This is a genomic window from Rhizobacter sp. P5_C2 (assembly GCF_054049715.1).
Genome location: NZ_JBFULV010000039.1, coordinates 22,603 through 47,259 on the forward strand (window position 1 = coordinate 22,603; position 24,657 = coordinate 47,259).

The following is a 24,657-nucleotide window of genomic DNA, read 5'->3' on the forward strand; positions in this document are numbered from 1 at the left end:
AAGCCGCCCAAAGGAACCCAGACCATGAGCGCAGTTCTTGACCCGCACGGCCACGCAGCCGGCGATCACGCCCACGACGATCACGCCCACGACCACCACCCGCACGGCTGGCGCCGCTGGGTCTACGCGACCAACCACAAGGACATCGGCACGCTGTACCTGCTGTTCTCGTTCACGATGCTGATGGTCGGTGGCACGCTCGCGCTGCTGATTCGCGCCGAGCTGTTCCAGCCGGGGCTGCAGATCGTCAACCCGCAGCTGTTCAACCAGCTGACGACGATGCACGGGCTGATCATGGTGTTCGGCGCGATCATGCCGGCCTTCGTCGGCTTCGCGAACTGGATGGTGCCGCTGCAGATCGGCGCGGCCGACATGGCCTTCGCGCGCATGAACAACCTGAGCTTCTGGCTGCTGATCCCGGCCGCGCTGATGCTGGTGGGTTCGTTCTTCATGCCCGGCGGTGCGCCGGCCGCCGGCTGGACGCTCTACGCGCCGCTGACGCTGCAGATGGGCCCGTCGATGGACGCCAGCATCTTCGCGATGCACATCATGGGCGCGAGCTCCATCATGGGCTCGATCAACATCATCGTGACCATCCTCAACATGCGCGCCCCCGGCATGACGCTGATGAAGATGCCGATGTTCTGCTGGACCTGGCTGATCACCGCGTACCTGCTGATCGCGGTGATGCCGGTGCTGGCCGGCGCCATCACGATGACGCTGACCGATCGCCACTTCGGCACCAGCTTCTTCAACCCCGCCGGCGGCGGCGACCCGGTGATGTACCAGCACATCTTCTGGTTCTTCGGCCACCCCGAGGTGTACATCATGATCCTGCCGGCCTTCGGCATCGTGAGCCACATCGTGCCGGCCTTCGCCCGCAAGCGCCTGTTCGGCTACACCTCGATGGTGTACGCCACCGCGTCGATCGCGATCCTGTCGTTCATCGTGTGGGCGCACCACATGTTCACGACCGGCATGCCGGTCACCGGCCAGCTGTTCTTCATGTACGCGACGATGCTGATCGCGGTGCCGACCGGCGTGAAGATCTTCAACTGGATCGCCACGATGTGGCGCGGCTCGATGACCTTCGAGACGCCGATGCTGTTCGCGGTCGGCTTCATCTTCGTGTTCACGATGGGCGGCTTCACCGGCCTGATCCTGGCGATGGCGCCGGTCGACATCCAGCTGCAGGACACCTACTACGTGGTGGCGCACTTCCACTACGTGCTGGTGGCCGGCTCGCTGTACGCGATGTTCGCCGGCTTCTACTACTGGGTGCCGAAGTGGACCGGCGTGATGTACAACGAAACGCGCGGCAAGATCCACTTCTGGGGCTCGCTGATCTCGTTCAACGTCACGTTCTTCCCGATGCACTTCCTGGGTCTCGCCGGCATGCCGCGACGCTATGCCGACTACCCGATGCAGTTCGCCGACTTCAACATGCTCGCGTCGATCGGCGCGTTCTGGTTCGGGCTGATGCAGGTCTACTTCTTCCTCTTCATCGCGCTGCCGTGCATGCGCGGCAAGGGCGAGAAGGCGCCGCAGAAGCCGTGGGAAGCCGCCGAAGGCCTGGAGTGGGAAGTGCCGTCGCCGGCGCCGTTCCACACCTTCGAGACGCCGCCCAAGCTGAACGCGGCCGCCACCAAGGTGATCGCCTGATGACGCCGGAGCAGAAGAAGAACAACCGCCGCATGGGCTGGATCCTGGCCTCGGTGGCGATCGTCTTCTTCATCGGCTTCATGGCCAAGGCCGCGTTCTTCGGGCTCTGAAGGAACACCCCATGAGCCTGAAGACCGACAACCTCCGCATGGCCGGCAAGCTGGTCGTCGTGGCTGTCGCGATGGCCGGCTTCGGGCTCGCGATGGTGCCGATGTACCGCTCGATCTGCGAGGCGCTCGGCGTCAACGTGCTGTCGCTGTCGGAGCGCGCGGTGCCGGGCAATTCGGATGCGACGCACAAGAACACGCAGGTCGACGCGAGCCGCACCATCACCGTCGAGTTCGATGCGAACGCGCACGGGCCGTGGGAGTTCAAGTCGATGCAACGCTCGATCGACGTGCACCCGGGCGAACTCGCGACGGTGATGTACGAGTTCCGCAACGTCCAGAACCGCACGATGACCGCGCAGGCGATCCCGAGCTATGCGCCCAAGCAGGCCTCGCCGCACTTCAACAAGCTCGAGTGCTTCTGCTTCAGCGAGCACACGCTGCAGCCGGGCGAAGCCAAGCAGTGGCCGGTGGTGTTCGTGATCGACCCGAAGCTGCCGAAGGACGTGAAGACCATCACCTTGTCGTACACCTTCTTCGAGGTGGCGGGCGGCAAGGTGGCGGCTGCGCCGAAGGAGCCCTCGACCGTGAAGGGGGGCTCATGAGCGATGGCTTGAAAGACGCGGTCAAGCGCCGCGGCTCGTTCCTGATGACGATGAAGGCGGTCGCCTGGTCGTTCTTCGGGGTGCGCAAGTCGGGCGACTACGAGAAGGATGTGGAGCAGCTGAACCCGGTGCACCTGGTCATCGCGGGCATCCTCGGCGCCGCGCTGTTCGTGATCGTGCTCGTGGTGCTGGTGCAGTGGGTGTTGTCCAGCGGTGTCGCCGCCGCGGGCTGAAGAGCAAAAGAGATACAGATCGGACTAGCAGGAGAAAACATGTCGTCAGCGACGCATTCGGGCCAGGCGCCCCACTACTTCGTTCCGGCGCCCTCGCGGCATCCGGTCATGGCCGCCTTCGGCCTGCTGATGATGATCTTCGGCGGTGGCCAGTGGGTCAACGGCCATGGCTGGGCGGCCTGGCTGGTGCTGTTCGGGCTGCTGTGGTGGGCCTTCGTGCTGAAGCAGTGGTTCGGCGACGCGATCGGCGAGAGCGAGGGCGGTCTGTACAGCGACCGCATCGACGTCTCGTACCGCTGGAGCATGAGCTGGTTCATCTTCTCCGAGGTGATGTTCTTCGGCGCGTTCTTCGGCGCGCTGTTCTGGGCCCGGCTGCACGCGGTGCCCAACCTCGCCAGCTTCGACAACGCGATCCTGTGGCCCGACTTCAAGGCGATCTGGCCGAGTTCGGGCGTGGGCTTCACAGCCGCGCCGGCCGGCGCGGTCGAGCCGTTCCGCACGATGGGCCCGTGGCCGATCCCGACCATCAACACCGCGCTGCTGCTGAGCTCGGGCGTCACGCTGACGATCGCGCACCATGCGCTGATCGCCGGCCACCGCGCGAAGACCATCGGCTTCATGTGGGTCACGGTGCTGCTGGGCATCCTGTTCCTGACGCTGCAGGGCTACGAATACCACCACGCCTACACCGAGCTGAACCTGAAGCTGTCGTCGGGCGTCTACGGCTCGACCTTCTTCATGCTGACCGGCTTCCACGGCTTCCACGTGTTCGTCGGCATGCTGATGCTGCTGTTCATCACGCTGCGCCTGCAGCGCGGGCACTTCACGCCGCAGCGCCATTTCGGCTTCGAGGGGGCCGCGTGGTACTGGCACTTCGTCGACGTGGTGTGGCTGGGCCTGTACATCGTCGTGTACTGGCTCTGAGCGACGTCCGATGAAACAAGAGCGCCTCGTGGCGCTCTTTTTCGTTTGATCAGCCGGTGCGGATGCCGGTGGGCTGGATCCAGCCCATCCAGTAGCTGAACAGGATGATCGCGAACAGCAGCACCGACAGCCCGACCCGCACCGCGAGCGCACGCATCATGTTGCCGCTCTTCGGCTTGCCATCGCGGCCGTCGCGCATCATGAAAACGCCGGCGAACACCAGCGCACCGATGATCAGAACGAAGGCGACGCCGATCAGGTATTTCATGGGCCACGATTATTCCACCGCGAACCGCTGCGCCATCGGCAGGGGCAAGGCATGAGCAGCGCCCGCCGGCGGGCCGCGATCGTGCTGCTCGCGACGCTGGTCGGCATGGCCGTCACCGCGCGGCTCGGCGTGTGGCAACTCGACCGCGCGGCGCAGAAGCGGGCGCTGCAGTCGGCACGCGATGAGCGCGCGCACCTGCCACCGCTCGATGACGCGTCGCTCGCCACCACCGCGGCGCAGGCCGAACTGCAGCACTACCGCCCGGTGCGCCTGCGCGGCACGTGGCGCGCGCAGAACACCGTCTACCTCGACAACCGCCAGATGGACGGCCGCCCGGGCTTCTTCGTCGTCACGCCGCTGCTGCTGCCCGGCGGCGATGCGGTGCTGGTGCAACGCGGCTGGGCGCCGCGCGACATGGCCGATCGCACCCGCGTGCCCGCGGTGCCGACGCCGGCCGGCGAGGTCGAGCTGAGCGGCCTGATCGCCCCGCCGCCCGCCCGGCTGTTCGACTTTGCCGGCGGCGTGGCCGCTACCATCCGGCAGAATCTCGAACCCGCGGCGTTTGCGCAGGAGATCGGTGTCAGGCTGCGGCCCTTGTCGGTGCAGCAGCAGGACACCCCGGGCGCAGCCGGCGACGGCCTCGCGCGCCGCTGGCCGGCCCCCGCGGTCGACATCCACAAGCACTACGGTTACGCGTTCCAGTGGTTCGCGATGTGCGCACTGATGGCAGGTTTGTATGTCTGGTTCCAACTCGTCCGTCCCCGGCTCCGGCGCCGTGCCTGACTCGCCGCTGAATTTCAGCGTGCATTCGCTGCCGTCGCCCGACATCGCCGACGGGCAGCGCCGCACCGCGGCCGGCCGGCTGCGCATGCTGCTGGTGCTGGCGGTGTGTGCCGCCCCGGTGATCGCGTCGTACGTCACCTACTTCGTGATCCGCCCCGAGGGCCGCACCAACTACAGCGAGCTGATCACGCCCGGACGGCCGATGCCGGCCGAGCTCGGGCTGCGCACGCTGGGCGGCGAGCCGGTCGCGGCCGCCGCGTTGCGCGACCAGTGGCTGATCGTCGTCGTCGGCGACGCGGCCTGCGACAAGACCTGCGAGGACCACCTCTACCTGCAGCGCCAGATCCGCGAGTCGCTCGGCCGCGAGAAGGAACGCGTCGACAAGGTCTGGCTCGTCACCGACGCGGGCACCCCGCCGCCCAAGGTGATGCAGGCGATCTCGATCGGCACGCCGGCCGCGGTGCTGCGCGTCTCGCGCGAACGGCTGTCGGCGTGGCTCGCACCGGCCCAGGGGCAGGCGCTTGCGCAGCACATCTACCTCGTCGACCCGATGGGGCTGTGGATGATGCGGGTGCCGCCGAACCCCGATGCCGCGAAGCTGAAGCGCGACATCGAGAAGTTGCTGCGCGCGTCGGCGTCCTGGGACCAGCCCGGCCGCCCGGCACGCTGAGTTCGGTCGATGGGCGTCGTTGCTTCCTATGACCTGGGCCCGCTGGCCGCGATGGCGCTGGTGGCGCTGCTGCTCGCGACCGGCCCGTTGGTGTGGATCGCGCTGCGGCACCGCCGCGCGCACCCGGCGACGCGGCTGCGCGCGCTGACGGTGATGACGCTGTTCCTCACCTTCGACCTGGTGCTGTTCGGCGCCTACACGCGGCTCAGCGATTCCGGCCTCGGCTGCCCGGACTGGCCCGGCTGCTACGGCAACGCGAGCCCGCTGGGCGCGCAAGGCCACATCGAGGCGGCGCAGACGGCGATGCCGGGCGGCCCGGTGACGCACGGCAAGGCCTGGGTCGAGATGGTGCACCGCTACCTCGCGGGCGGGCTTGGCGTACTGGCCTTCGCGATCGCGGTGGCTGCCTGGTGGCAGCGCCTGCGCGGGTCGCGGGACTCGCATGGACTGTCGCCGTGGTGGCCGACGATCACGCTGGTCTGCTTCTGCCTGCAAGGCGCGTTCGGCGCGCTGACCGTCACGATGAAGCTGTTCCCCGCCATCGTCACGCTGCACCTGCTCGGCGGGCTCGGGCTGCTGATGTTGCTGGCGGTGCAGGCGCAGGCCGATGACCGGCCAGCGCTCGCGATGCCGGGATCACTGCGCCGCGCGGTGTGGGCGGTGCTCGCGATCGGCCTCGCGCAGGTGACGCTTGGCGGCTGGGTCAGCACGAACTACGCGGTGCTCGCCTGCACCGATTTCCCGACCTGCCAGGGCGAATGGTGGCCGGCGATGGACTTCGACCACGGCTTCGCGATCTGGCGCGAGCTCGGCGCCGGCAAGGACGGCGGCTACCTGCCGTTCGCCGCGCTGACGGCGATCCACGTGGTGCACCGCATCGGCGCCTTCGTGACGCTGTCGGCGCTGGTGCTGCTTGCCTGGCGCCTGCATGCGAGCGGCGAGCCGGCGCTGCGCCGCTGGGCACTGCGCTTCGCGGCGGTGGCGGGCTGGCAGCTCGCCAGCGGCCTCGGCAACGTGGTGCTCGGCTGGCCACTGGTGGCGGCGCTGGCCCACACCGGTGGCGCCGCGGCGCTGCTCACGCTGCTCGCGGCCCTGCTCGCTCGTGCGCATGTGGACGTTTTGTCCGTCGGGCAGCGTTCCCCCGCGTCGGCGGCGATGGGGCATGCCTCGTAAAATCGATGGTTCGCTGCCCATGTCCCACACCTTGACCCCCCCCGCCGTCACGACCGCCCCCCCCGTCGCGCACCCGCCACGCTGGCGGCAGTTCTACGCGCTGACCAAGCCGCGCGTGGTGCAGCTGATCGTGTTCTGCGCCGTCATCGGCATGCTGCTTGCCGTGCCGGGGCTGCCGGACTGGCGCCCGGCGCTCGCGGGCACGGTCGGCATCTGGCTGGTGGCTGCCGCCGCGGCGGCCTTCAACTGCCTGGTCGAGCAGCACATCGACGCCAGGATGGCCCGCACCGCGTGGCGGCCAACCGCCAAGGGCGAGCTGACCAACACGCAGACGCTGCTGTTCTCGGGTGCGCTGTGCGCGGCCGGCAGCGCGATCCTCTACCTGCTGGTGAACCCGCTGACGATGTGGCTGACCTTCGCCACCTTCGTCGGCTATGCGGTGATCTACACCGTGGTGCTGAAACCGCTGACGCCGCAGAACATCGTGATCGGCGGCGCCTCGGGCGCGATGCCGCCGGTGCTCGGCTGGGCCGCGATGCGCGGCGAGGTCGGCCCCGAGGCGCTGATGCTGTGCCTGATCATCTTCCTGTGGACGCCACCGCACTTCTGGGCGCTCGCGCTGTACCGCGTCGAGGACTACCGCAAGGCCGGCCTGCCGATGCTGCCGGTCACGCACGGCAACGAGTTCACCCGGCTGCAGGTGCTGCTGTACACCTTCGTGCTGTTCGCTGCGACGCTGCTGCCCTTCGTGTTCGGCATGAGCGGCTGGATCTACCTGGCCGCGGCCGTGGTGCTGGGTGCCATGTTCTGCGGCTACGCGTGGAAGCTGTGGCGGGCCTATTCGGATGCGCTGGCGCGCCGCACCTTCCTCTTTTCGATCTACCACCTGTCGCTGCTGTTCAGCGCGCTGCTGGTGGACCACTACCTGAGTCCCCTGCTCTCATGATGCAACGCCGACTGTTCGTGCTCGCCGGTGCCGGCCTGCTGGCCGCCTGCGACAAGCTGCCCCAGCTCGCGTCGTCGACGCCGGCCTTCAAGGCGGTCGACATCACCGGTGCCGACTACGGCAGCGGCCTGTCGCTGCCCGACCAGAACGGCAAGACCCGCACGCTGGCCGATTTCAAGGGCAAGCTGGCGGTCGTGTTCTTCGGCTACACGCAATGCCCCGACGTCTGCCCGACGACGATGGCCGAGCTGGCGCAGGTCAAGAAGGCGCTCGGCGCTGACGGCGACAAGGTGCAAGGCATCTTCATCACGATCGATCCGGAGCGCGACACGCCGGAGATCCTGAAGGCCTACATGGGCAGCTTCGACCCGAGCTTCGTCGCGCTGCGCGGCACGCTCGAGCAGACGGCGGCGGTGGCCAAGTCGTTCAAGGTGTTCTACGCCAAGGTCCCCGGCAAGACCGAGGGCAGCTACACGATGGACCACACCGCCGGCTCGTACGTGTTCGACACCACCGGCAAGCTGCGCTTGTTCACCCGCTACGGCAGCGGCACCGAGGCGCTGCAGGCCGACTTGAAGGCCTTGCTGGCGACGGCCTGAAAGAGCGCGCACAAAAGGGACGTGCACCAAAGAAAAAGGGCCCCGAGGGGCCCTTTCTGCCGTCCGCCAACCGTCAGGCGACGGCTTCGGACAGTGCCTTGCGCATCTTCTTCATCGCGGCGACTTCGATCTGGCGGATGCGCTCGGCGCTGACGCCGTACTCGCCGGCCAGGTCGTGCAGCGTCATGCCGCCCGAGCTGTCGTCGTTCACCTTCAGCCAGCGCTCCTCGACGATCCGGCGGCTGCGGGCATCGAGCGCATCGAGCGCGTGGGCGATGCCGTCGCCGGCCAGCCAGTCGCGGCGTTGCGCCTCAATCACGCGGGTCGGTTCGCTGCTGTCGTCCGCCAGGTAGGCGATCGGGGCGTAGCTTTCCTCGCCGTCGTCGCCTTGCGGCTCGAGCGCGATGTCGCCGCCGGACAGGCGCGTCTCCATCTCGAGCACTTCCTCGCGCTTGACGTTCAACTGCTGCGCGACGCGATCGATCTCGGATTGGGTCAGCGTGGCGCGGTGCGTCGTGCCGTCGGCCGCGTCTTCCTTCATGCTCTGCTTCATCGAGCGCAGGTTGAAGAACAGCTTGCGCTGGGCCTTGGTCGTCGCGACCTTGACCATGCGCCAGTTCTTCAGGATGTACTCGTGGATCTCGGCCTTGATCCAGTGCATCGCATAGCTGACGAGGCGCACGCCTTGCTCGGGGTCGAAGCGCTTGACGGCCTTCATCAGGCCGACGTTGCCTTCCTGGATCAGGTCGCCGTGCGGCAGCCCGTAGCCGAGGTACTGGCGCGAGATCGACACCACCAGGCGCAAGTGCGACAGCACCAGCTTTCCGGCGGCTTCGACATCGCCGTGCTCGCGCAGCCGGCGCGCGAACGAGACTTCTTCTTCGTGCGTCAGCAGCGGGATGCGGTTGGCCGCGGACATGTACGCGTCGAGGTTGCCCAGCGAGGGCACCACCGCGAACGGGTCGCGCAGGGTCAGGGCGTTGTCAGGGGACAGGGTGTTCGTGAGGGTCATGGAAGCATCAGACATGCTGAAATTCCTTTCGTTCCCTTGATATTAGCACTCGACTTCCGAGAGTGCTGATGGCGCCGGGGCGTCCATCCGTCAGAGGGCCAATGTGAGCGAATACTTGCAACAAAGCGGCGGCAAATCATGTGCCTATCCCCACTCGCTGCAAGGCTTTGCGACTATCCTGCCGGATTCCAACCACTGGTGCCACCCCGGTGCCTTCCAGGAGAACGTCACGATGAAGACCTGTCGTTTGCTGAAGAGTTTCGTGGTATCCGCCGCAACAGTGTGTTGCTGGACCGTGCATGCCGCGTCGATCGCGCCGGCGGCCGCCGAGAACGGCATGGTCGTCACCGCGCAGCACTACGCGACGCAGGTCGGCGTCGACGTGCTGAAGAAGGGCGGCAACGCGGTGGATGCCGCGGTCGCGGTGGGCTACGCGCTGGCGGTGGTGTACCCGGCCGCGGGCAACCTGGGCGGCGGCGGCTTCATGACGATCCAGCTGGCCGATGGCCGCAAGACCTTCCTCGACTTCCGCGAGAAGGCCCCGCTGGCCGCCACGCCGAACATGTACCTCGACACCAGCGGCAACGTGATCAAGGGCCTCAGCACCACCGGACACCTCGCGGTCGGCGTGCCCGGCACGGTGTCGGGCCTGGAGCTGGCGCGGGCGAAGTACGGCACGATGAAGCGGGCGCAACTGATCGCCCCGGCGATCCAGTTCGCCGACAAGGGCTTCGTGCTGGACCAGGGCGATGTCGACATGCTGCTGACCTCCACCGAGGATTTCCGCAAGGACGCCGCCTCGGGCGCCATCTTCCTGAACAAGGGCGAGCCCTTCGCGCCGGGCCAGAAGCTGGTGCAGAAGGATCTGGCGAAGACGCTGCGCCTGATCTCGCAGAAGGGCGAGGACGGCTTCTACAAGGGCAGCGTCGGCGCGGCCATCGTCGCCTCCAGCCTGGCCGGCAAGGGCATCCTCACGCAGGCCGACCTCGACCAGTACAAGACCCGCGAACTCGCGCCGGTCGAGTGCGACTATCGCGGCTACCGCATCGTCTCGGCCCCGCCGCCGAGCTCGGGCGGCGTCGTGATCTGCGAAATCCTGAACGTGCTCGAAGGCTATCCGCTGAAGGACCTCGGCTTCCGCTCGGCGCAGTCGGTGCACTACCAGATCGAGGCGATGCGGCATGCCTACGTCGACCGCAACAGCTACCTGGGCGACCCGGATTTCGTCAAGAACCCGCTCGACCGGCTGCTCGACAAGGGCTATGCCGAAAAGATCCGCGGCGTGATCGACCCGGCCAAGGCCGGCGTGTCGAAGGACATCAAGCCCGGCGTCGAGCCGCACGAAGGCAGCAACACCACGCACTACTCGATCGTCGACAAGGCCGGCAATGCGGTGGCCGTGACCTACACGCTGAACGACTGGTTCGGCGCCAAGGTCACCGCGGCGAAGACCGGCGTGATCCTGAACGACGAGATGGATGACTTCACCGCGAAGATCGGCGTGCCGAACATGTACGGCCTGGTGCAGGGCGAGGCGAACGCGATCGCCCCGGGCAAGCGCCCGCTGAGCTCGATGTCGCCGACCATCATGTCGCGCGACGGCAAGCCGGTGATGGTCACCGGCACGCCCGGCGGCAGCCGCATCATCACGGTGGTGGTGCACACGATCCTGAACGTCGTCGACTACGGGATGAACGTGCAGGAGGCGGTCGATGCGCCGCGCTTCCACCAGCAGTGGCTGCCGGAGACGACCAATGTCGAGGTCAACGCGCTGAGCCCCGACACGCGCAAGATCCTGACCGACATGGGCCACAAGCTGGGCAATCCGCAACCGGCCAACCACGTGGCGGCGATCCTGGTGGGCGCGCCGTCGCTGGGTGGCAAGCCGATCGGCAAGAACCGGTTCTACGGCGCGAACGATCCGCGCCGCAACACGGGCCTGGCCGGAGGCTACTAACCGAAGCGAGTCTCGACGTCGTCGAGCACCGCATCGACGACGCCGAGCAGCTGGCTCACGCTGACCGGCTTGGTCAGGTACTGCCGGGCGCCGGCCGCCATCGCGGTCTCGATCTGGCTGGCCAGCGCGTCGGCCGACACCACCACCACCGGGATGTTCGCGGTGCCCGGGTCGGCCTTCAGATGGCGCAGCAGCTCCATGCCGTCGATGTCGGGCAGGTGCATGTCGAGCAGGATCAGGTCGGGCCGGCGTGCGCGGATCGCCGCCAGCCCGTCCAGCCCGGTCACCGAGACATCGAACTGCACCTGCGGCCGGCGCGCCAGGATCCCGCGCATCACCTCCACGTTGGTCTCGTTGTCCTCCACATAGTGGACGACGCGCTGGTGGTAGCTGCCGGTGGCGGGCGCGATCTCGTCCAGTCCGGCCGGCGCGCTCTCGGCCGGGTTGGCCCGTGGCAGCGTCAGGATGAACGACGAGCCCTCGCCGGCGGTGCTGCGCGCGCGCACCGAACCGCCCATCAGCTCGGCCAGCCGCTGGCTGATCACCAGGCCGATGCCGGTGCCTTCGAGCGACGAGCGCTCGCGCCCGAGCCGGTTGAACGGCTGGAACAGCTGCGACAGCTGCTGCGGCGTCATGCCCAGCCCGGTGTCGGTGATCGTGATCTCGACGCAGTCGCGCTGCCCGCCCGCCGTGCTGCGGCGTGACGCGATGTGGATGCGCCCGCCCTCGGTGTTGTACTTCACCGCGTTGCTCAGCAGGTTGATCAGGATCTGCTTCACCCGCGTGGCGTCGCCGGTCACGCGCTCGGCGTTGTCGGCCAGCTCCTGCGTGATCGTGATGCCGCGGCGGCGCGCGTCCTGCTCGACCAGCGACAGCGCCGCGGCGGCCGCCTCGTGCAGGTCGAGCGCATCGGCCTGCAGGTTCAGCGTGCCGGATTCGATGCGCGACAGGTCGAGCACGTCGTTGATCATGTCGAGCAAATGCCAGCCGGCGCTCTGGATCTGCGTGACCCAGGGGCGCTGCGCGATCGGCAGCGGGTGGTTCTGGTCCAGCTCGAGCAGCTGCGCGAAGCCGAGCATCGCGTTCAGCGGCGTGCGCAGCTCGTGGCTCATGCGCGACAGGAAATCGCTCTTCGCGCGGTTCGCCGCTTCGGCCAGCTCGCGCGCCCGCTCGGCCTCGGCCAGGCGCAGGTGCTCGGTGATGTCCTCGACCACGCCGACGATGCGCCGCGGCTGGCCCTGCAGGTCGCGCAGCAGCGTGACGATGGTCTGCACCCACACCTGGCGCCCGTCGCGCGTGACGTAGCGGCCCTGGCGCCGGTACATCGGGATCTCGCCGCGCAGCAGCTGGCTCGTCATCTCGAGGTCCTGAGCGCGGTCGTCGGGGTGCGTCAGCGCGGCGACGTTCATGTCGACCAGCGCCTCGGCGCCGTAGCCGGTCAGGTCGCAGTACTGCGGGTTGACCTGCTTCACGTTGCCGTGCAGGTCGGTGTAGACGACGCCGATCGGCACGTGGTTCAGGATGTTGCGGAAGCGCTGCTCGCTCTCGCGCAGGTCGGCCTCGGTGCGCTGGCGCTCGGCGATCTCACGCTGCAGCGCCGCGGTGCGGTCGCTGACCGCCGCCTCGATGCGACGCGTGCGGCCGGTCACCGTCAGCATCAGCGCGCCGAGCATCGAGGTGGCGAGCAGGCCGACCAGCGAGAACAGCAGCGCGTTGCGCTCGCGCACATGCGGCACCGCGGCGCGCGTCGACGTCACGCGCAGGTCCCATTGCCGCCCGGCGAACGCGAACGAGCGCACGTGCGACAGGTCGGCCGACAGCGTCTCGCAGCCGTTGGTGCCGGCCAGGCGCCGCCGTTCGGCGATCGGGTCGGTGTCGACGATGCACACGTCGAGATAGTGCGGCAGCGAACTCTTGAACGACTGCAGCGCATCGTCCATGCGCAGCGTCACGAACACCACGCCGCGGGCCGCCGCGACCCGGTCGCTGACGGTGGTCGGCATGCCGGCGTAGACGGCCTGGTAGATCACGACGCCGGTCTGCGTGCCGGCACCGTCCTGCGTCAGCAGGAAGCCGGCGCTGGCGGCCGGCCGGTCGGTGCGCACCGCCGAATCGATGGCCATGCGCGCTGCGGCGATCGAGCGGGTGTTGACGCCGAGCGCCGCGGCGTTCGACGCCTGCGGCTCGATGTAGCGGATCGCCGCCACGGTGTCGTCGGGCGCCGGCCTGAAGCCGGAGTCGAAGCGGTCGAACACCCGGTAGCCCGGCAGGCCGGCCGAGCGCACGCGTGCCTCGAAGGCCGGCACCTGCGAGCGCGGCATCAGCTCGGTCCAGCCGAGCGCCTGCAGGTGGCCGCCGACCTCGAGCCAGGCGGCCGCGGCGCGGTGCATCTCTTCGCGCGTCACGTCGTCGGACGAGATCATCACGCCGCGCAGCGCTTCCAGCGCATGCAGCGGGTACTGCAGCTGCGCGGCGAGGTTGGACGAGGCGTGGATCGCATCGCGGTCGAAGGCCGCCTGCACGCGGGCGTCTTCCCATTGCGCGACCTGGCGCACGCCGAGCGCCATCAGCAGCGTGGCGATGCCGAGCGTCAGCCCGACGGTGCGGCGCCGCGCGGCCCATTCGTCGCGCGGCAGGCCGATCAGCGTCAGCGCGATCGGGGTGCCGATCAGCACGCCGAGCGCATCGCCGGCCCACCAGGTCCACCAGCTGAAGGCCAGCTCGCCGAGCGGCGCGTGGCCGGCCAGCCACAGCGCGAGCGTCGCGACGCTGCAGCTGACGAGGCTCGCGGCGATCGCGCCGAGGCCGAAGAAGACCGCGATGTCGCGCGGTTCGTTGAGCGTGACCGGCTGGCGCACGAAACGCCGCACCAGCAGCGTGGCCAGCGCCGCCTGCAGCGTGGCGCCGACCGAGATCGCGGCCGGCACCGCCAGGCCCGCGAGGCTCAGCCCGGCCTGGTCGATGGCGACGCCCGCATTGACGACGAAGGAGCCGATCAGCACCCCCGGCAGCACCCGCCATCCGTAGACCAGCAGGCAGGCCAGCGCGATGCCGGCGGACGGGTACAGCGGCGACGCGAGGCTGGGCGGGATCGCCAGTGCCAGCGCAGCCCAACCGACCACGGCATAGGCGACGGCGGTGCCCGCCAGCGCGAGCGGCCAGTGCGGCGTGGTGCGGGGCGTCGCTGGCGTCATCGAATCGATGGGGCGAGGTGGGGGCAGGGGGAGCCTATCACCTCGTTGCGGTGCTCAGCCGGCGTGAAGCGACGTCACGCCCATCGTCAGGCCACTTCGTGGCCGCTGCCGGCCTGCCAGATCTCGGTCCAGGACTCGGCGTCCAGTTTCAGCTGCAGTGCGGCCAGCGCTTCGCGGATCGCCTCCAGGCGCTGCGAGCCGGTCAGCGGGTGCGGGCGGGTCGGGTGGCGCAGCAGCCAGGCGTAGGCGACGGTCGCCGCGCTGACGCCGTGGCGCTGCCCGACCGCCTGCAGCGCGGCCTGCACGCGGCGCGAGCGTTCGTCGCCGCCGGTCAGCAGTGCGCCGCCGGCCAGCGGCGACCAGATCATCGGGCGCAAGCGCAGCCGCTGGCACTGGTCGAGCGTGCCGTCGTGCAGCGGCGACAGGTGCAGCGGGTGCAGCTCGATCTGGTTGGTGGCCAGCGCGATGCGGCTGTTCAGCAGGTCGAACTGCGCCGGCGTGAAGTTGGACACCCCGAAGGCCCGCACCTTGCCCGCCTGGCGCAGCGCGGTGAAGGCCTCGGCGACGTCGTCGGCATCCATCAGCGCGTCGGGTCGGTGGATCAGCAACAAGTCGAGGTGGTCGGTCTGCAGCGCGCGCAGCGAGGTCTCGACGCTGCGCGTGATGTGCGCTGCCGAGGTGTCGTAGTGCTTGACCCGGTGCTCGGGCCGGGCCTCGCCGACCAGCTTGATGCCGCACTTGCCGACCAGCTGCATGTGCTGGCGCAGCATCGGCTTCAGCGCGAGCGCCTCGCCGAACAGCGCCTCGACGCGGTAGCCGCCGTAGATGTCGGCATGGTCGAAGCTCGTCACGCCGAGCTCCATGCATTGCTCGATCCAGCGCACGCGCTGTTCGGCGTTCCAGCCCCAGTCGGCCATGCGCCATGCGCCGGCGACGATCGGGGAAAGGGCGAGGTTGGGGGGAATGACGGGGCTCATGATGGCGGCAGGCTGTCGGCGGTGAAAGGGGGCGGCGCGAGGGCGCGGGTCAGCAGTGTGCGCCCGCGCGTCACGGAAAGTCAGAGCGTAACAGTCCGTTTCGCTTGCGTTGCATGGGGCGAATCCCGACGATATCGACGCCAGAATGCGCGCCGCCCCGTCCAGACTCCACCGACTCCAGGGATCCGCCTCTTGCCATTCCGCTGCCCCCGATCCCCCTGCCTGCCATGGCCATCGCTGTGGGCGTTGCTGTTGGCCGTGCTGGTCGCAGCATTGCCCGCGTGCTGCGCCGCGGCAACGCTGCAGCTGACGGTGCACGGGCCGGCACGCAGCCTGGCCGAGGGGGCGGAGTTCCGCGTCGACCCGACCGGGCAGCAGACGCCCCAGGCGGTGCTGGCCGAGACCGGCGGCTGGGAGGCCCTGCCCGATGACGAGCTGTTCGGTGCGCGCTGGCCGGCCGTGACCTGGGTGCGCTTCAGCGTGCAGGTGGGGGCGGGCAGCGAGGCCGACTGGTTCCTCGAGCTGCCGCACGCGACGCTGATGCGCGCCGAGGTGTTTCGCGTCGGGCCCGACGCGCGCATCGGGTCATCGCAGGCGAGCGGCGTGCTGACGCCGATCTCGCGGTGGCCGGTGCGCGCGTCGCTGCCGGTGTTCCAGCTGCATGCCGATGCGCAGCGGGCGACGACCTACCTGCTGCGCCTGGAGCACCCCGCCACGCTCGGCGGCGCACCGCTGATCCGCAGCCCGCGCGACCTGCTGGAAAGCCAGGGCACGGCCCAGCTCTTCATCGGCGCGTACTTCGGACTCGCGCTGCTGGCGCTGCTGTACGTGGTGGTGCAGGCGGTGGTGCACCGCGACGGCGCGCTCGGCTGGTGCAGCGCCTACCTGGTCGCGATGATCCTGACGCTCGCGTGCCTGAGCGGCCAGGTGCACCAGACGCTGCTCGGCGAGGAGCCGGCGCTGAGCGTCGCGCTGTTGATGCTGAGCCCGGTGCTGCTCGGCGCGGTCGGGCTGGGCTTTCTGCGCTCGGCGGTGCCGCAGGCGGTGATCGGCCCGCTCGAGCGATTGCTGGTGTGGCTGTGCATCGTGCTGGCCGTGGTGCTGACCGTGGCCTTCCCGTTCCTCGACCTGGCCGAGCGCTGGTTCCTGACGCGGTCGTTCGGTGCGCTGTCGATGCTCGTGGGCGGCGGGCTGCTGGTGCGTTCGCTGCGCTGGCAGCTGCCGCATGTGCGCTGGCTGGCGGCCGGCCAGATCGTGCTCGGGGCGGGGGCTGCGCTGCCGCTGCTGAAGGGATTCGGCGTCGTGCCGAGCGGCCTGTTCTCGCAGTACGGGCTGCTGTTCGCGAGCGCGATCGACCTGCCGCTGCTGCTGTACGCGATGTCGCTGCTGCGGCGCGACCACGACGTGGTGTCGGCGCGCCTGCGCGAGGCCGCGCAGTACGACCCGTTGACCGGCCTGCTGCGCCCGAAGGACCTGCTGCCGCGGCTCGCGCAGATGAAGTTCCGCAGCCAGCGGCACGGCATCCGCAGCGCGGTCGTGATGTTCGAGGTCGTCAACCTGCGCGACATCCGGCTGCGCCAGGGCGCGTCGATCGCCGAGCAGGCGCTGCTGATGGCCGGCCGGCAGGTGCAGCAGGGCATGCGCGCGTCGGACCTGGTGGTGCGCTTCAACGAGCAGCGGGTGGTCGCGCTGCTGGACGGCGTGGCCAACCCGGGCGAGGTGCTGATGATCGTGCACCGCATCATCCACCAGGCCCAACACTACACCGGCGAATTGCCGGGCGCCGAGACGCTGCAGATGCATGCGGTGGTGGCGCACCTGCCGGAAGACCGGCGCGACACGCCGCAGGCGCTGGTCGACGCGCTGGTGTCGCACCTCGGGCGCATGCGCCCGGGCAGCGGGGCGCGGCTGCGCCAGCTGACGACGATCACCCCGCAGCGCCAGCGGCCGCGCTGGTGGCGGCGGTGGATGAAGACGGGGACCTGGGAGGCGGGGGCGGAGTAGGGCGGGCCGTGCGCCGACTCAGACGTTGAACAGGAAGTTCATCACGTCCCCATCCTTCACCACGTACTCCTTGCCTTCCGCCCGCATCTTGCCGGCGTCCTTCGCGCCCTGCTCGCCCTTGAACGCGATGAAGTCGTCGAAGCCGATGGTCTGCGCGCGGATGAAGCCGCGCTCGAAGTCGGTGTGGATCACGCCGGCGGCTTGGGGCGCGGTGTCGCCGATGTGGATGGTCCAGGCGCGCACTTCCTTCACGCCGGCGGTGAAGTAGGTCTGCAGCCCGAGCAGGCCGAAGGCCGCGCGGATCAGGCGGTTCAGGCCCGGCTCGCTCTGGCCCATCTCCTGCAGGAACATCAGCCGGTCGTCATCGGGCATGTCGGCCAGCTCGGCCTCGGTCTTCGCGCAGATCGCCACCACCGGCGCCTTCTGGCCCTCGGCGTAGGCGCGCAGCTTGTCGAGGTAGGGGTTGTTCTCGAAGCCGCCTTCGTCGACGTTGCCGACGAACATCGCCGGCTTCGCGGTGATCAAACACAGCGGCTTCAGGATCACCTGCTCTTCCTTGCTGAACGCGATGCCGCGCACCGGCTTCGCTTCGTTCAGCGCGGCCTGGCACTTCTGCAGCACGTCGACCAGCTTGGCCGCCTCCTTGTCGTTGCCCGACTTGGCCGCCTTGATCGAGCGCTGCAGCGTCTTCTCGACGGTGGCCAGGTCAGCCAGGCACAGCTCGGTCTGGATCACCTCGATGTCGGAGATCGGGTCGACCTTGCCGGCGACGTGGATCACGTTCTCGTCGTCGAAGCAGCGCACCACGTTGACGATCGCGTCGGTCTCGCGGATGTGGGCCAGGAACTGGTTGCCCAGGCCCTCGCCCTTCGAGGCGCCGGCCACCAGCCCGGCGATGTCGACGAACTCGACGATCGCCGGCACGATGCGCTCGGGCTTCACGATTGCCGACAGCGCCTGCAGGCGCGGGTCGGGCAGCTCGACGATGCCGACGTTCGGCTCGATCGTGCAGAACGGGTAGTTCTCGGCCGCGATGCCGGCTTTCGTCAGCGCGTTGAAAAGGGTGGACTTGCCGACGTTGGGCAGGCCCACGATGCCGCATTTGAGGCTCATGGAGGGGGCTTTCGCAGGTCGAGAGAGAGGGCGAATTTTAAGCGCTCGGCCTACACTGCCTGCTCGACCCCGTTCCAGACCCCTTCGAGGGACCTCTCCATGCTCGAACTCCTGCGCCTGAATCCGCACACCAAGGACCTCGGCGGCGGCTTCACCGTGCGCCGGCTGCTGCCGTCGGCGCAGCAGCAGTCGGTCGGTCCGTTCCTGTTCTTCGACCACTTCGGGCCGATCACCGCCCAGCCGAGCGACAACCACGACGTGCGCCCGCACCCGCACATCGGCCTGGCCACCGTGACCTACCTGTTCGAAGGCGCGATGCTGCACCGCGACAGCACCGGCATCGTGCAGCGCATCGAACCCGGCGCGATCAACTGGATGACCGCCGGCCGCGGCATCACCCACTCCGAGCGCGCGCCCGACGACCTGCGCCACGTGACGCGCCGCAGCCACGGGCTGCAGCTGTGGGCCGCGCTGCCGGCAGAGCACGAGGAAGACGCGCCGAGCTTCTCGCACACCGCGGCCGCCGCGATCCCGTCGGTGTCGGTGGGCGACACCGCGGTGCGGGTGCTGATCGGCAGCGCGTTCGGCGCGGCCTCGCCGACCCCGACGCTGTCGCCGACGCTCTATGTCGACCTGGCGCTGCCGCCCGGCGGCCGGTTGCAGATTCCCGCGGCGGCGCCGCAGCGGGCGCTGTACGGCGTGGACAACGGCTTCACGCTCGACGGCCAGGCGGTGCCGGCGGGCGAGATGGTCGTGCTGCCCGAGGGCGCGCAGCCGGTGCTCGAGGCGCCGCAGGGCGCGCGCGTGATGCTGATCGGCGGCGAGCCGCTCGGCCACCGCTTCATGTGGTGGAACTTCGTCTCCAGCCGCAAGGACCGCATTGCCGAGGCCGCCGACGATTGGGCCGCCCAGCGCTTCGCCGGCGTGCCCGGCGAGACCGAGTTCATTCCGCTGCCGGAGCGCCGGCCCTGACCGTGGCGGGGGCTGGCGTGCCGCGACGCAGCATCAGCACGTTGCCCGCCACCGCCAGCGCCGCGCCGACGGCCGTCAGCACATCCGGCTGGTAGTGCTCGAAGGCCATCGAGACGAGCAGCGCCAGCAGCGGCGTCATCACGCCGATGCTGCCGGCCGGGCCCGGCCCGAGGCGCTGCATCAGTGTCAGGTAGCACGCAAAGGTCAGCACCGAGCCGGCCAGCGACAGGTACAGCAGCGCGATCCACCATGACGCGACGGCCGGCAGCGCCATCGGCTGCCCGCCGGCCAGCACCGCGATGAAGCAGCACAGCGCGCCGTACAGCATGCCGAAGCCGAGGGCCGGCCAGAACGGCAATCCGCGCGCGCCGTTGCGGCTCGCCGCGAGGCTGCCGACCCCCGACAGCAACACCGCGCCGACCGTGAACAGCGCGCCGAGCGTGGTGCCCGCGGCATCGCGCGCATGGCCGAACTCCGGCCAGAAGACGAGCGCGACGCCGGCCAGCCCGAGCAGGCCGCCGGCGATGAAGCGCGGCGTGATCGCGACACCGAACAGCCAGCGTGCGCCGAGCCCGGCGATCAGCGGCGAGGCCGAGTAGCCGACCGCGACCAGCCCCGACGGCAACAGCCGTTCGGCGTGGTAGACGCACAGGTACGACACGCCGTAGAGGAACACGCCCTGCAGCGCGAACCACGCATGCTGGCGCGGCGCGAAGCGCAGCGAGATGCCGCGCGCCGCGGCGAACGCGAGGATCACCGCGCCGGCCAGCGCGAAGCGCAGCGCGACGCCGAACTCCGGCGTCGTGACGCCGACCTGGTACGTGATCGCATGCCAGGTCGTGCCCCAGGTCAGCACGCAGACCGCGAACAGCTGCCAGTTGCGAAGGCGGACCACTTCAGAACCGAATGCTCGCGCTGCCGACCAGCCCGCTGCGCAGCCCGCATTCGACGCCCTCGACGATCACCGCGTTCATGCCGAAGGTGATCTTGCCGTCGAGTCGTTCATCGGCCCGGTAGGTCGACAGCGTGTCGCCCGGCTCCGGTCCCGGCGCGCCGGTCTCGGGGTCGACGTTCGGGATCGGGCAGCGCGGGCAGGGCTTGACCAGGCGCAGCCGCACCGGCCCCTCGGGCGTGTCGAAGCGGATCTCGTCGAGGAAGTCCTCGCCGTGCGCGTCGAGCCCGTCGAGCACCAGGTTCGGCCGGAAGCGCGCCATCGTCATCGCCGCGACGCCCTTGCGCGCGAGGCGCTCGTTCAGTTCGTCGAGCGAGGCCTGCGAGACCACCAGCAGCGGGAAGCCGTCGCTGAACGCGTTCTCGGCGTCGATGTCGCCGCTCCACTGCTTGTTCGACAGCCGCTTGTGCTCCGGGTCGAAGCGCGCGAGGCGCAGCGGGAAGCTCACGCCGCTGTCGGGCGCGGCGAGGAAATCGCTGAACCACTGCGCCGCGAGGTCGCCCATGTCGTAGGCCGCGACGGTGTCGTTCCACACGGTGACCTGGCGCGGTGCCTCGACCGCATCCAGCGCCAGGTGCAGCGCCAGCATGCCGGGCGCGCGCAGCACGAGTTCGGTGTGCTTCAGCGTCGTGCGGATCAGCGCCATGCGCGGCAGCTCGCGCTGGCTGACGAAGCGGCCGGCGGCGTCGACCACCATCCAGGCGCGGTCGAATTCGAGCCCGGTCTCGATCAGCAGCGATTCGTCGAGCGCGACGCCGGCACAGCTCTTCACCGGGTACACGTGCACGCTGCGCAGCGTGACCTGAACTTCCCCCTCGGCCAGCTCGCTCACTTGAACAGCCCCTTCAGCTTGTCTTTCAGTTGGTCCTTGGTCGACGGCTGCGGCCCCGAGGCCGCGCCGCTCGCCGCCGATGGCAGGCCGAGCTTGCCGCGCAGGCTCTCCTTGAGCTTCTCCTCGGCCTTGCCGGTGACTTCGTTCTTCAGCAGCTGGGTCGCGATCTGCGACCACTGGATCTTCCAGTCGATCGCGTCGAACGGCCCGGTCAGCAGCACCGGCACCGTGACGCCCTTCAGCGCCGCGAGGTCGGCGCCGTCCTGGCCCTTGGTGGTGTTGGCGACCGTCGCACGCGCGGTGTAGTCGATGCGGCCGCGGCCGATGTCGAGCATGCCCGAGCCGTTCAACCGCAGGAACGGGCTCTTGGCGTCGAGGTCGGCGTTGCGCGCGATGCCGTCGGTGATCACGAAGCTGGCCGTCAGCTCCGAGAAATCGGTCTTCTCGGCCTGCGTCGCCTTCTGCGAGCTGTCCTGCTTCATGGCCAGCGCTGCCTTGGCCTGGCGCAGGCTCTTCGCGAGGTTGATGCCCTTGATCGCGCCGTCGCGCAGCTGCAGCGCGGCGGTGCCCTTCAGCCGCGCCTTCATCTCGTTGACGCTGCGCCCGGCCGTCTCGATGTCGGCGACGACGCGGCCGGTGCCTTCGAGGATGTCCTTCTTGGCCACGTCCTTCAGCAGCGTGTTGACGTTGACGCCGGTGGCCGTCGCCTTCACCGCGATGCGGCTCGCGCGCGCATCGGCGAACGCGGTCGCGTCGAGCACGCCGCCCCAGGTCTTGCCGTACAGCTTGCTGATGCGCAGCATGCCGCCCTGCAGCGAGGCCTCGAGCGCGGCATCGCTGACGCGGTAGGTCTGGTACGCGAAGCTGCCGATGTGCAGGCTGAACTCGCCCTGCAGCGCGCGCAGCGGCGACAGGTCGACCGGCGTGTCGGCGCCGGGCTTCTCGGTGGCCGCAGGCGCCGGGGTGGGTGCGGTGCTGGACGGCGGCAGCAGCCGGTTCAGGTCCAGCGCCTCGAAGTTGGCCGAGGCCTTCACCGTGATCGGCGTGCCGGCGAGCGTGATGGCGCCCTCGCTGCGGAACGGGTTGGCATTGATCTGCCCGGCCAGCGACCAGTGCGCCGCCTGCGACGACGCGTCGGCCTTGCCGCGCATGTCGAGCACCAGCGGTTGCAGCGAGGGTTCCTGGATCTTCAGCTGGGCCGCCAGCGCGTCGAGCGCGAACGCGCTCTTGGCCGGTTGCAGCTGCAGGTCGGCGCGCACCGTGCCCGCCAGCTCGCGCTGGCCGGTGTTGCCAGGTCCGGTTCCCTTCATGCTGCCTTTGAACGTGGCCTCGAAGCCGGGCACCTTGACCATGTCGAAGCTGCCGCCCGGCGCCGCCGACTTGAAGCTGGCATCGATCGCGGTCGGCCCTTCGAGCGACAGCTTGCCGCTCAGCGCGCTGCCGGTCAGCGCCTCGCCCTTCACGTTCAGCTCGGGCCAGTCGAGCGAGGCCGACAGCGGCTGGCCGCCTTGCGTGCCGGCCAGCTTGACCTGCAAGGCGCTGAGCGACAGGTTGCGCGCTGCCGGGTCGAACGCGAAGTGCTTGATCTGCACCCGGCTGCCGGCCAGCTTCAGCGAGCCGAGCGTTGCGCCGAGCCCCAGGTCGAGGTCTTGTGCATCGAGCGTGCCGCGCTGGCCGTCGTAGCCGAGCGCACCCTGGATCTTCACGTCCATCGCCTGCACGCCGAACGCATCGCCCTGCCAGCCGAGCTGCATGTCGCGCAGCTTCACGCCCTGCTGCGCGAGCAGCAGCGTCAGCTTGGTCTCGCCGCTCAAGCGGCCCTTGACGGCCGGCGCCTTCATCGCGAGCTCGGCCTGCAGCTTGACCGGCGACTCCACCTGGTCGGCCAGCCGGCCGGTGTGCAGCGAGTTCAGCGTGATCTCGCCGGAGAGCTGGTCGCGCTCGTCGCGCAGGCTCAGCCGCAGGTCATCGAGCTGCACGCTGCTGACGTCGAAGCGCAGCGGCGCGCCCGAGGCGGCCTGGCTGGCCGGCGACGCGGGGGCGCCGGGCGGCGGCGCGTCGCCGGCGATCAGGTCGTCGATGTTGGTCTTGCCCTGCGCGTCACGGCGGTACACCAGCCGCAGCCCGCGGGCGCTGACGTGGTCGACCACCAGCTGCCGGCGCAGCAGCGGCAGCACCGCGACCGACAGCGAGGCCTCGTCGAGCGCGGCGAATTCGTCGGCGCGGCCTTTCTCGCTGAGCTTGACGGCCGACAGCTGCACCGCCAGGCGCGGGAACACCGACAGCTTGATCGGCCCGTCGATCGCGAGCGTGCGGGCGCGGTGGGTTTTCATCCAGTCGATCGCGAGGCCCTTGTAGGCGTTCGGGTCGAAGGTCGAGGCCAGCCAGGCGAGCACGGCACCGAGCAGCAGCACCAGCACCGCCAGTGCCAGCAGGAGTTTGCGGATCCAGGGTTTCATCGAATGGTTGACCGCATGGGCACAGCGTGGGGGCACCGATTCTGCCCTCAAGGGCGCCAGGGTGGTGCCGATCCCTACAATGAAACCTCATGAAACGCTTCGATCTGTGTGTCCGAGGGGCCGGCATCGTCGGCCAGGCGCTCGCGTTGTCGCTCGCCCGCCAGGGCTTGCGCGTGGCCCTGGTGCCGGATGCCGCGGCGCACGCCGGCGAGGATGTGCGCGCCTATGCGCTGAACCCCGGCTCGGTCGCGCTGCTGAAGTCGCTGAAGGTCTGGGAGGCGCTGCCGCCCGGCGCGGCGACCGCGGTGCACGAGATGCGCGTCGAAGGCGATGCGGCCGGGTCCGCGCTCGAGTTCTCGGCCTGGCAGCAGCACGTGGCCGAGCTGGCCTTCATCACCGACGTGGCCGCACTGGAGCAGGCGCTCGCCACCGCGGTGCGCTATTCGCCCCACATCGAGCTGCTGGCGCCCGGTGTCGATGCCGATACCGAGGTGCAGGCGCCGCTGACGGCCTTGTGCGAAGGCAAGGCCTCGGCCTCGCGGGCCGCGCTGGGCGTGCGCTTCGAGCGCCACGACTACGGCCAGGTCGCGATCGCGGCGCGCCTGGTCGCCGACCAGCCGCACCGCCACACCGCGCGCCAGTGGTTCCGCGCCCCCGACATCCTCGCGCTGCTGCCGTTCGACCTGCCGCAGCCGGGCTGCTCGCATGCGCTGGTCTGGTCGCTGCCGCAGGCGCGCGCGCAGGCGCTGCTGGCGCTCGATGCCGCGGCCTTCGAGCAGGAACTCAATGACGCCACTGGCGGCGCCTGCGGCCGCCTGACACTGGCCTCGGCGCGCGCCGGCTGGCCGCTGGTGCAGGCCAGTGCCAGCGCCTGGTGCGGCCCCGGCTGGGTGCTGCTGGGCGATGCGGCGCACGTCGTGCACCCGCTGGCCGGGCAGGGCCTGAACCTCGGGCTGGCCGACGTGGCCTCGCTGTCGCAGGTGTTGGCAGAGCGGGAGCCGTGGCGCGAGCTGTCCGACGCCAAGCTGCTGCGCCGTTACGAACGCTCACGCCTTGCCCCCACCCGGGCGATGGGAGAATTGACCGGCGGTCTGTGGCGGTTGTTTTCCACGGATCAGGCGGCGGTGCGGGAACTTCGCAACCGCGGCATGACTCTCGTCAACCACCTCTCCCCGCTGAAGCGCTGGCTCACCGCCCGGGCGCTCGACACTTGAA

The 24,657-nt window shown here is 69.6% G+C and carries 22 protein-coding genes; 14 read left to right on the top strand and 8 right to left on the bottom strand.

From position 1 onward, the window contains the following. Positions 1-24 precede the first annotated feature (24 nt). From ctaD to ACXJLU_RS16290, 5 genes are read left to right on the top strand one after another with little or no spacing between them, the layout of a single operon-like run. Positions 25-1,662 carry a cytochrome c oxidase subunit I gene (gene ctaD, locus ACXJLU_RS16270; protein WP_457332652.1) on the top strand — a complete coding sequence of 546 codons (1,638 nt, stop codon included), beginning with the start codon at positions 25-27 and terminating at the stop codon, positions 1,660-1,662. Further along, positions 1,662-1,772 (top strand): cytochrome oxidase small assembly protein, encoded by a 111-nt coding sequence (locus ACXJLU_RS16275; RefSeq protein ID WP_235001999.1) that lies wholly within the window; start codon positions 1,662-1,664, stop codon positions 1,770-1,772. Before ctaD ends, ACXJLU_RS16275 begins: the two co-directional genes overlap by 1 nt. A gap of 11 nt (positions 1,773-1,783) precedes the next feature. Next, positions 1,784-2,374 (top strand): cytochrome c oxidase assembly protein, encoded by a 591-nt coding sequence (locus ACXJLU_RS16280; RefSeq protein ID WP_457332654.1) that lies wholly within the window; start codon positions 1,784-1,786, stop codon positions 2,372-2,374. Further along, complete coding sequence (locus ACXJLU_RS16285) at positions 2,371-2,607, top strand: DUF2970 domain-containing protein (protein ID WP_073462128.1); 237 nt, start codon at positions 2,371-2,373, stop codon at positions 2,605-2,607. The genes ACXJLU_RS16280 and ACXJLU_RS16285 overlap by 4 nt, the downstream gene beginning before the upstream one ends. Positions 2,608-2,646: 39 nt before the next feature. After that, on the top strand, positions 2,647-3,531 hold the full coding sequence (locus ACXJLU_RS16290; protein ID WP_457332657.1) for a cytochrome c oxidase subunit 3: 885 nt from the start codon (positions 2,647-2,649) through the stop codon (positions 3,529-3,531). 49 nt (positions 3,532-3,580) lie between these two features. Here ACXJLU_RS16290 and ACXJLU_RS16295 read toward each other — a convergent pair whose 3' ends face one another. After that, positions 3,581-3,799: a twin transmembrane helix small protein gene (locus ACXJLU_RS16295; protein WP_457332659.1), complete on the bottom strand. Its 219-nt coding sequence runs from the start codon at positions 3,797-3,799 to the stop codon at positions 3,581-3,583. A gap of 51 nt (positions 3,800-3,850) precedes the next feature. Here ACXJLU_RS16295 and ACXJLU_RS16300 point away from each other — a divergent pair, with 51 nt between their 5' ends. From ACXJLU_RS16300 to ACXJLU_RS16320, 5 genes are read left to right on the top strand one after another with little or no spacing between them, the layout of a single operon-like run. Continuing rightward, positions 3,851-4,582 (top strand): SURF1 family protein, encoded by a 732-nt coding sequence (locus tag ACXJLU_RS16300; RefSeq protein ID WP_457332661.1) that lies wholly within the window; start codon positions 3,851-3,853, stop codon positions 4,580-4,582. Beyond that, positions 4,536-5,252 (top strand): SCO family protein, encoded by a 717-nt coding sequence (locus ACXJLU_RS16305; protein ID WP_457332663.1) that lies wholly within the window; start codon positions 4,536-4,538, stop codon positions 5,250-5,252. The genes ACXJLU_RS16300 and ACXJLU_RS16305 overlap by 47 nt, the downstream gene beginning before the upstream one ends. 9 nt (positions 5,253-5,261) lie before the next feature. Further along, entirely contained in the window at positions 5,262-6,425 is a 1,164-nt protein-coding gene (locus tag ACXJLU_RS16310; protein ID WP_457332665.1) for a COX15/CtaA family protein, read from the top strand. Positions 6,426-6,444: 19 nt separating this feature from the next. Further along, entirely contained in the window at positions 6,445-7,371 is a 927-nt protein-coding gene (gene cyoE / locus ACXJLU_RS16315; protein ID WP_457332667.1) for a heme o synthase, read from the top strand. Continuing rightward, positions 7,368-7,970 (top strand): SCO family protein, encoded by a 603-nt coding sequence (locus ACXJLU_RS16320; protein WP_457332669.1) that lies wholly within the window; start codon positions 7,368-7,370, stop codon positions 7,968-7,970. Before cyoE ends, ACXJLU_RS16320 begins: the two co-directional genes overlap by 4 nt. A 73-nt stretch (positions 7,971-8,043) precedes the next feature. Here the strand turns inward: ACXJLU_RS16320 and rpoH are convergent, their stop codons facing one another. Next, positions 8,044-8,997: an RNA polymerase sigma factor RpoH gene (rpoH, locus tag ACXJLU_RS16325; RefSeq protein WP_457332671.1), complete on the bottom strand. Its 954-nt coding sequence runs from the start codon at positions 8,995-8,997 to the stop codon at positions 8,044-8,046. A gap of 322 nt (positions 8,998-9,319) precedes the next feature. Here rpoH and ggt point away from each other — a divergent pair, with 322 nt between their 5' ends. After that, positions 9,320-10,939, top strand: a complete 1,620-nt coding sequence (gene ggt / locus ACXJLU_RS16330; RefSeq protein ID WP_457332704.1) for a gamma-glutamyltransferase — start codon at positions 9,320-9,322, stop codon at positions 10,937-10,939. Here the strand turns inward: ggt and ACXJLU_RS16335 are convergent. Both ACXJLU_RS16335 and ACXJLU_RS16340 read right to left on the bottom strand, forming a co-directional pair. Beyond that, a complete protein-coding gene (locus ACXJLU_RS16335) occupies positions 10,936-14,133 on the bottom strand; it encodes a CHASE domain-containing protein (RefSeq protein WP_457332673.1) in 3,198 nt (1,065 codons plus the stop codon). The two genes, ggt and ACXJLU_RS16335, sit on opposite strands and share 4 nt — an antisense overlap. Positions 14,134-14,219: 86 nt before the next feature. Beyond that, positions 14,220-15,110 carry an aldo/keto reductase gene (locus ACXJLU_RS16340; protein ID WP_457332675.1) on the bottom strand — a complete coding sequence of 297 codons (891 nt, stop codon included), beginning with the start codon at positions 15,108-15,110 and terminating at the stop codon, positions 14,220-14,222. A gap of 258 nt (positions 15,111-15,368) precedes the next feature. On the opposite strand from ACXJLU_RS16340, the gene ACXJLU_RS16345 reads away from it, so the two are divergent. Continuing rightward, entirely contained in the window at positions 15,369-17,114 is a 1,746-nt protein-coding gene (locus ACXJLU_RS16345; protein WP_457332706.1) for a sensor domain-containing diguanylate cyclase, read from the top strand. Positions 17,115-17,132: 18 nt separating this feature from the next. On the opposite strand, the gene ychF is transcribed toward ACXJLU_RS16345, so the two are convergent. Then, positions 17,133-18,227 (bottom strand): redox-regulated ATPase YchF, encoded by a 1,095-nt coding sequence (gene ychF, locus ACXJLU_RS16350; RefSeq protein ID WP_073462141.1) that lies wholly within the window; start codon positions 18,225-18,227, stop codon positions 17,133-17,135. Positions 18,228-18,326: 99 nt separating this feature from the next. Here ychF and ACXJLU_RS16355 point away from each other — a divergent pair, with 99 nt between their 5' ends. Further along, a complete protein-coding gene (locus tag ACXJLU_RS16355) occupies positions 18,327-19,199 on the top strand; it encodes a pirin family protein (RefSeq protein WP_457332677.1) in 873 nt (290 codons plus the stop codon). Here the strand turns inward: ACXJLU_RS16355 and ACXJLU_RS16360 are convergent. Genes ACXJLU_RS16360 through ACXJLU_RS16370 form a run of 3 tightly spaced genes read right to left on the bottom strand, consistent with a single transcriptional unit; the run spans position 19,171 to position 23,442 of the window. Continuing rightward, positions 19,171-20,094: a DMT family transporter gene (locus ACXJLU_RS16360; protein ID WP_457332679.1), complete on the bottom strand. Its 924-nt coding sequence runs from the start codon at positions 20,092-20,094 to the stop codon at positions 19,171-19,173. The two genes, ACXJLU_RS16355 and ACXJLU_RS16360, sit on opposite strands and share 29 nt — an antisense overlap. A gap of 1 nt (position 20,095) precedes the next feature. Then, a complete protein-coding gene (locus ACXJLU_RS16365) occupies positions 20,096-20,983 on the bottom strand; it encodes an MOSC domain-containing protein (RefSeq protein WP_457332681.1) in 888 nt (295 codons plus the stop codon). Next, on the bottom strand, positions 20,980-23,442 hold the full coding sequence (locus ACXJLU_RS16370; protein WP_457332683.1) for an AsmA family protein: 2,463 nt from the start codon (positions 23,440-23,442) through the stop codon (positions 20,980-20,982). Before ACXJLU_RS16370 ends, ACXJLU_RS16365 begins: the two co-directional genes overlap by 4 nt. Positions 23,443-23,531: 89 nt before the next feature. Between ACXJLU_RS16370 and ACXJLU_RS16375 the strand changes: the two genes are divergently transcribed. After that, on the top strand, positions 23,532-24,656 hold the full coding sequence (locus tag ACXJLU_RS16375; RefSeq protein ID WP_457332685.1) for an FAD-dependent monooxygenase: 1,125 nt from the start codon (positions 23,532-23,534) through the stop codon (positions 24,654-24,656). The last annotated feature ends 1 nt before the right edge of the window (position 24,657 follow it).

What these genes read in the sequence shown, in the direction of transcription:
- ACXJLU_RS16280 (WP_457332654.1), top strand. Translation starts at nt 1,784, where the DNA reads ATGAGCCTGAAGACCGACAACCTCCGCATGGCCGGCAAGCTGGTCGTC.
- ACXJLU_RS16370 (WP_457332683.1), bottom strand. Translation starts at nt 23,442, where the DNA reads ATGAAACCCTGGATCCGCAAACTCCTGCTGGCACTGGCGGTGCTGGTG.
- ACXJLU_RS16375 (WP_457332685.1), top strand. Translation starts at nt 23,532, where the DNA reads ATGAAACGCTTCGATCTGTGTGTCCGAGGGGCCGGCATCGTCGGCCAG.
- ACXJLU_RS16340 (WP_457332675.1), bottom strand. Translation starts at nt 15,110, where the DNA reads ATGAGCCCCGTCATTCCCCCCAACCTCGCCCTTTCCCCGATCGTCGCC.
- ACXJLU_RS16320 (WP_457332669.1), top strand. Translation starts at nt 7,368, where the DNA reads ATGATGCAACGCCGACTGTTCGTGCTCGCCGGTGCCGGCCTGCTGGCC.
- ACXJLU_RS16300 (WP_457332661.1), top strand. Translation starts at nt 3,851, where the DNA reads ATGAGCAGCGCCCGCCGGCGGGCCGCGATCGTGCTGCTCGCGACGCTG.
- ychF (WP_073462141.1), bottom strand. Translation starts at nt 18,227, where the DNA reads ATGAGCCTCAAATGCGGCATCGTGGGCCTGCCCAACGTCGGCAAGTCC.
- ACXJLU_RS16275 (WP_235001999.1), top strand. Translation starts at nt 1,662, where the DNA reads ATGACGCCGGAGCAGAAGAAGAACAACCGCCGCATGGGCTGGATCCTG.
- ACXJLU_RS16285 (WP_073462128.1), top strand. Translation starts at nt 2,371, where the DNA reads ATGAGCGATGGCTTGAAAGACGCGGTCAAGCGCCGCGGCTCGTTCCTG.
- ctaD (WP_457332652.1), top strand. Translation starts at nt 25, where the DNA reads ATGAGCGCAGTTCTTGACCCGCACGGCCACGCAGCCGGCGATCACGCC.
- rpoH (WP_457332671.1), bottom strand. Translation starts at nt 8,997, where the DNA reads ATGTCTGATGCTTCCATGACCCTCACGAACACCCTGTCCCCTGACAAC.
- ACXJLU_RS16290 (WP_457332657.1), top strand. Translation starts at nt 2,647, where the DNA reads ATGTCGTCAGCGACGCATTCGGGCCAGGCGCCCCACTACTTCGTTCCG.
- ACXJLU_RS16335 (WP_457332673.1), bottom strand. Translation starts at nt 14,133, where the DNA reads ATGACGCCAGCGACGCCCCGCACCACGCCGCACTGGCCGCTCGCGCTG.
- cyoE (WP_457332667.1), top strand. Translation starts at nt 6,445, where the DNA reads ATGTCCCACACCTTGACCCCCCCCGCCGTCACGACCGCCCCCCCCGTC.
- ggt (WP_457332704.1), top strand. Translation starts at nt 9,320, where the DNA reads ATGGTCGTCACCGCGCAGCACTACGCGACGCAGGTCGGCGTCGACGTG.
- ACXJLU_RS16355 (WP_457332677.1), top strand. Translation starts at nt 18,327, where the DNA reads ATGCTCGAACTCCTGCGCCTGAATCCGCACACCAAGGACCTCGGCGGC.
- ACXJLU_RS16305 (WP_457332663.1), top strand. Translation starts at nt 4,536, where the DNA reads ATGTCTGGTTCCAACTCGTCCGTCCCCGGCTCCGGCGCCGTGCCTGAC.
- ACXJLU_RS16295 (WP_457332659.1), bottom strand. Translation starts at nt 3,799, where the DNA reads ATGAAATACCTGATCGGCGTCGCCTTCGTTCTGATCATCGGTGCGCTG.
- ACXJLU_RS16310 (WP_457332665.1), top strand. Translation starts at nt 5,262, where the DNA reads ATGGGCGTCGTTGCTTCCTATGACCTGGGCCCGCTGGCCGCGATGGCG.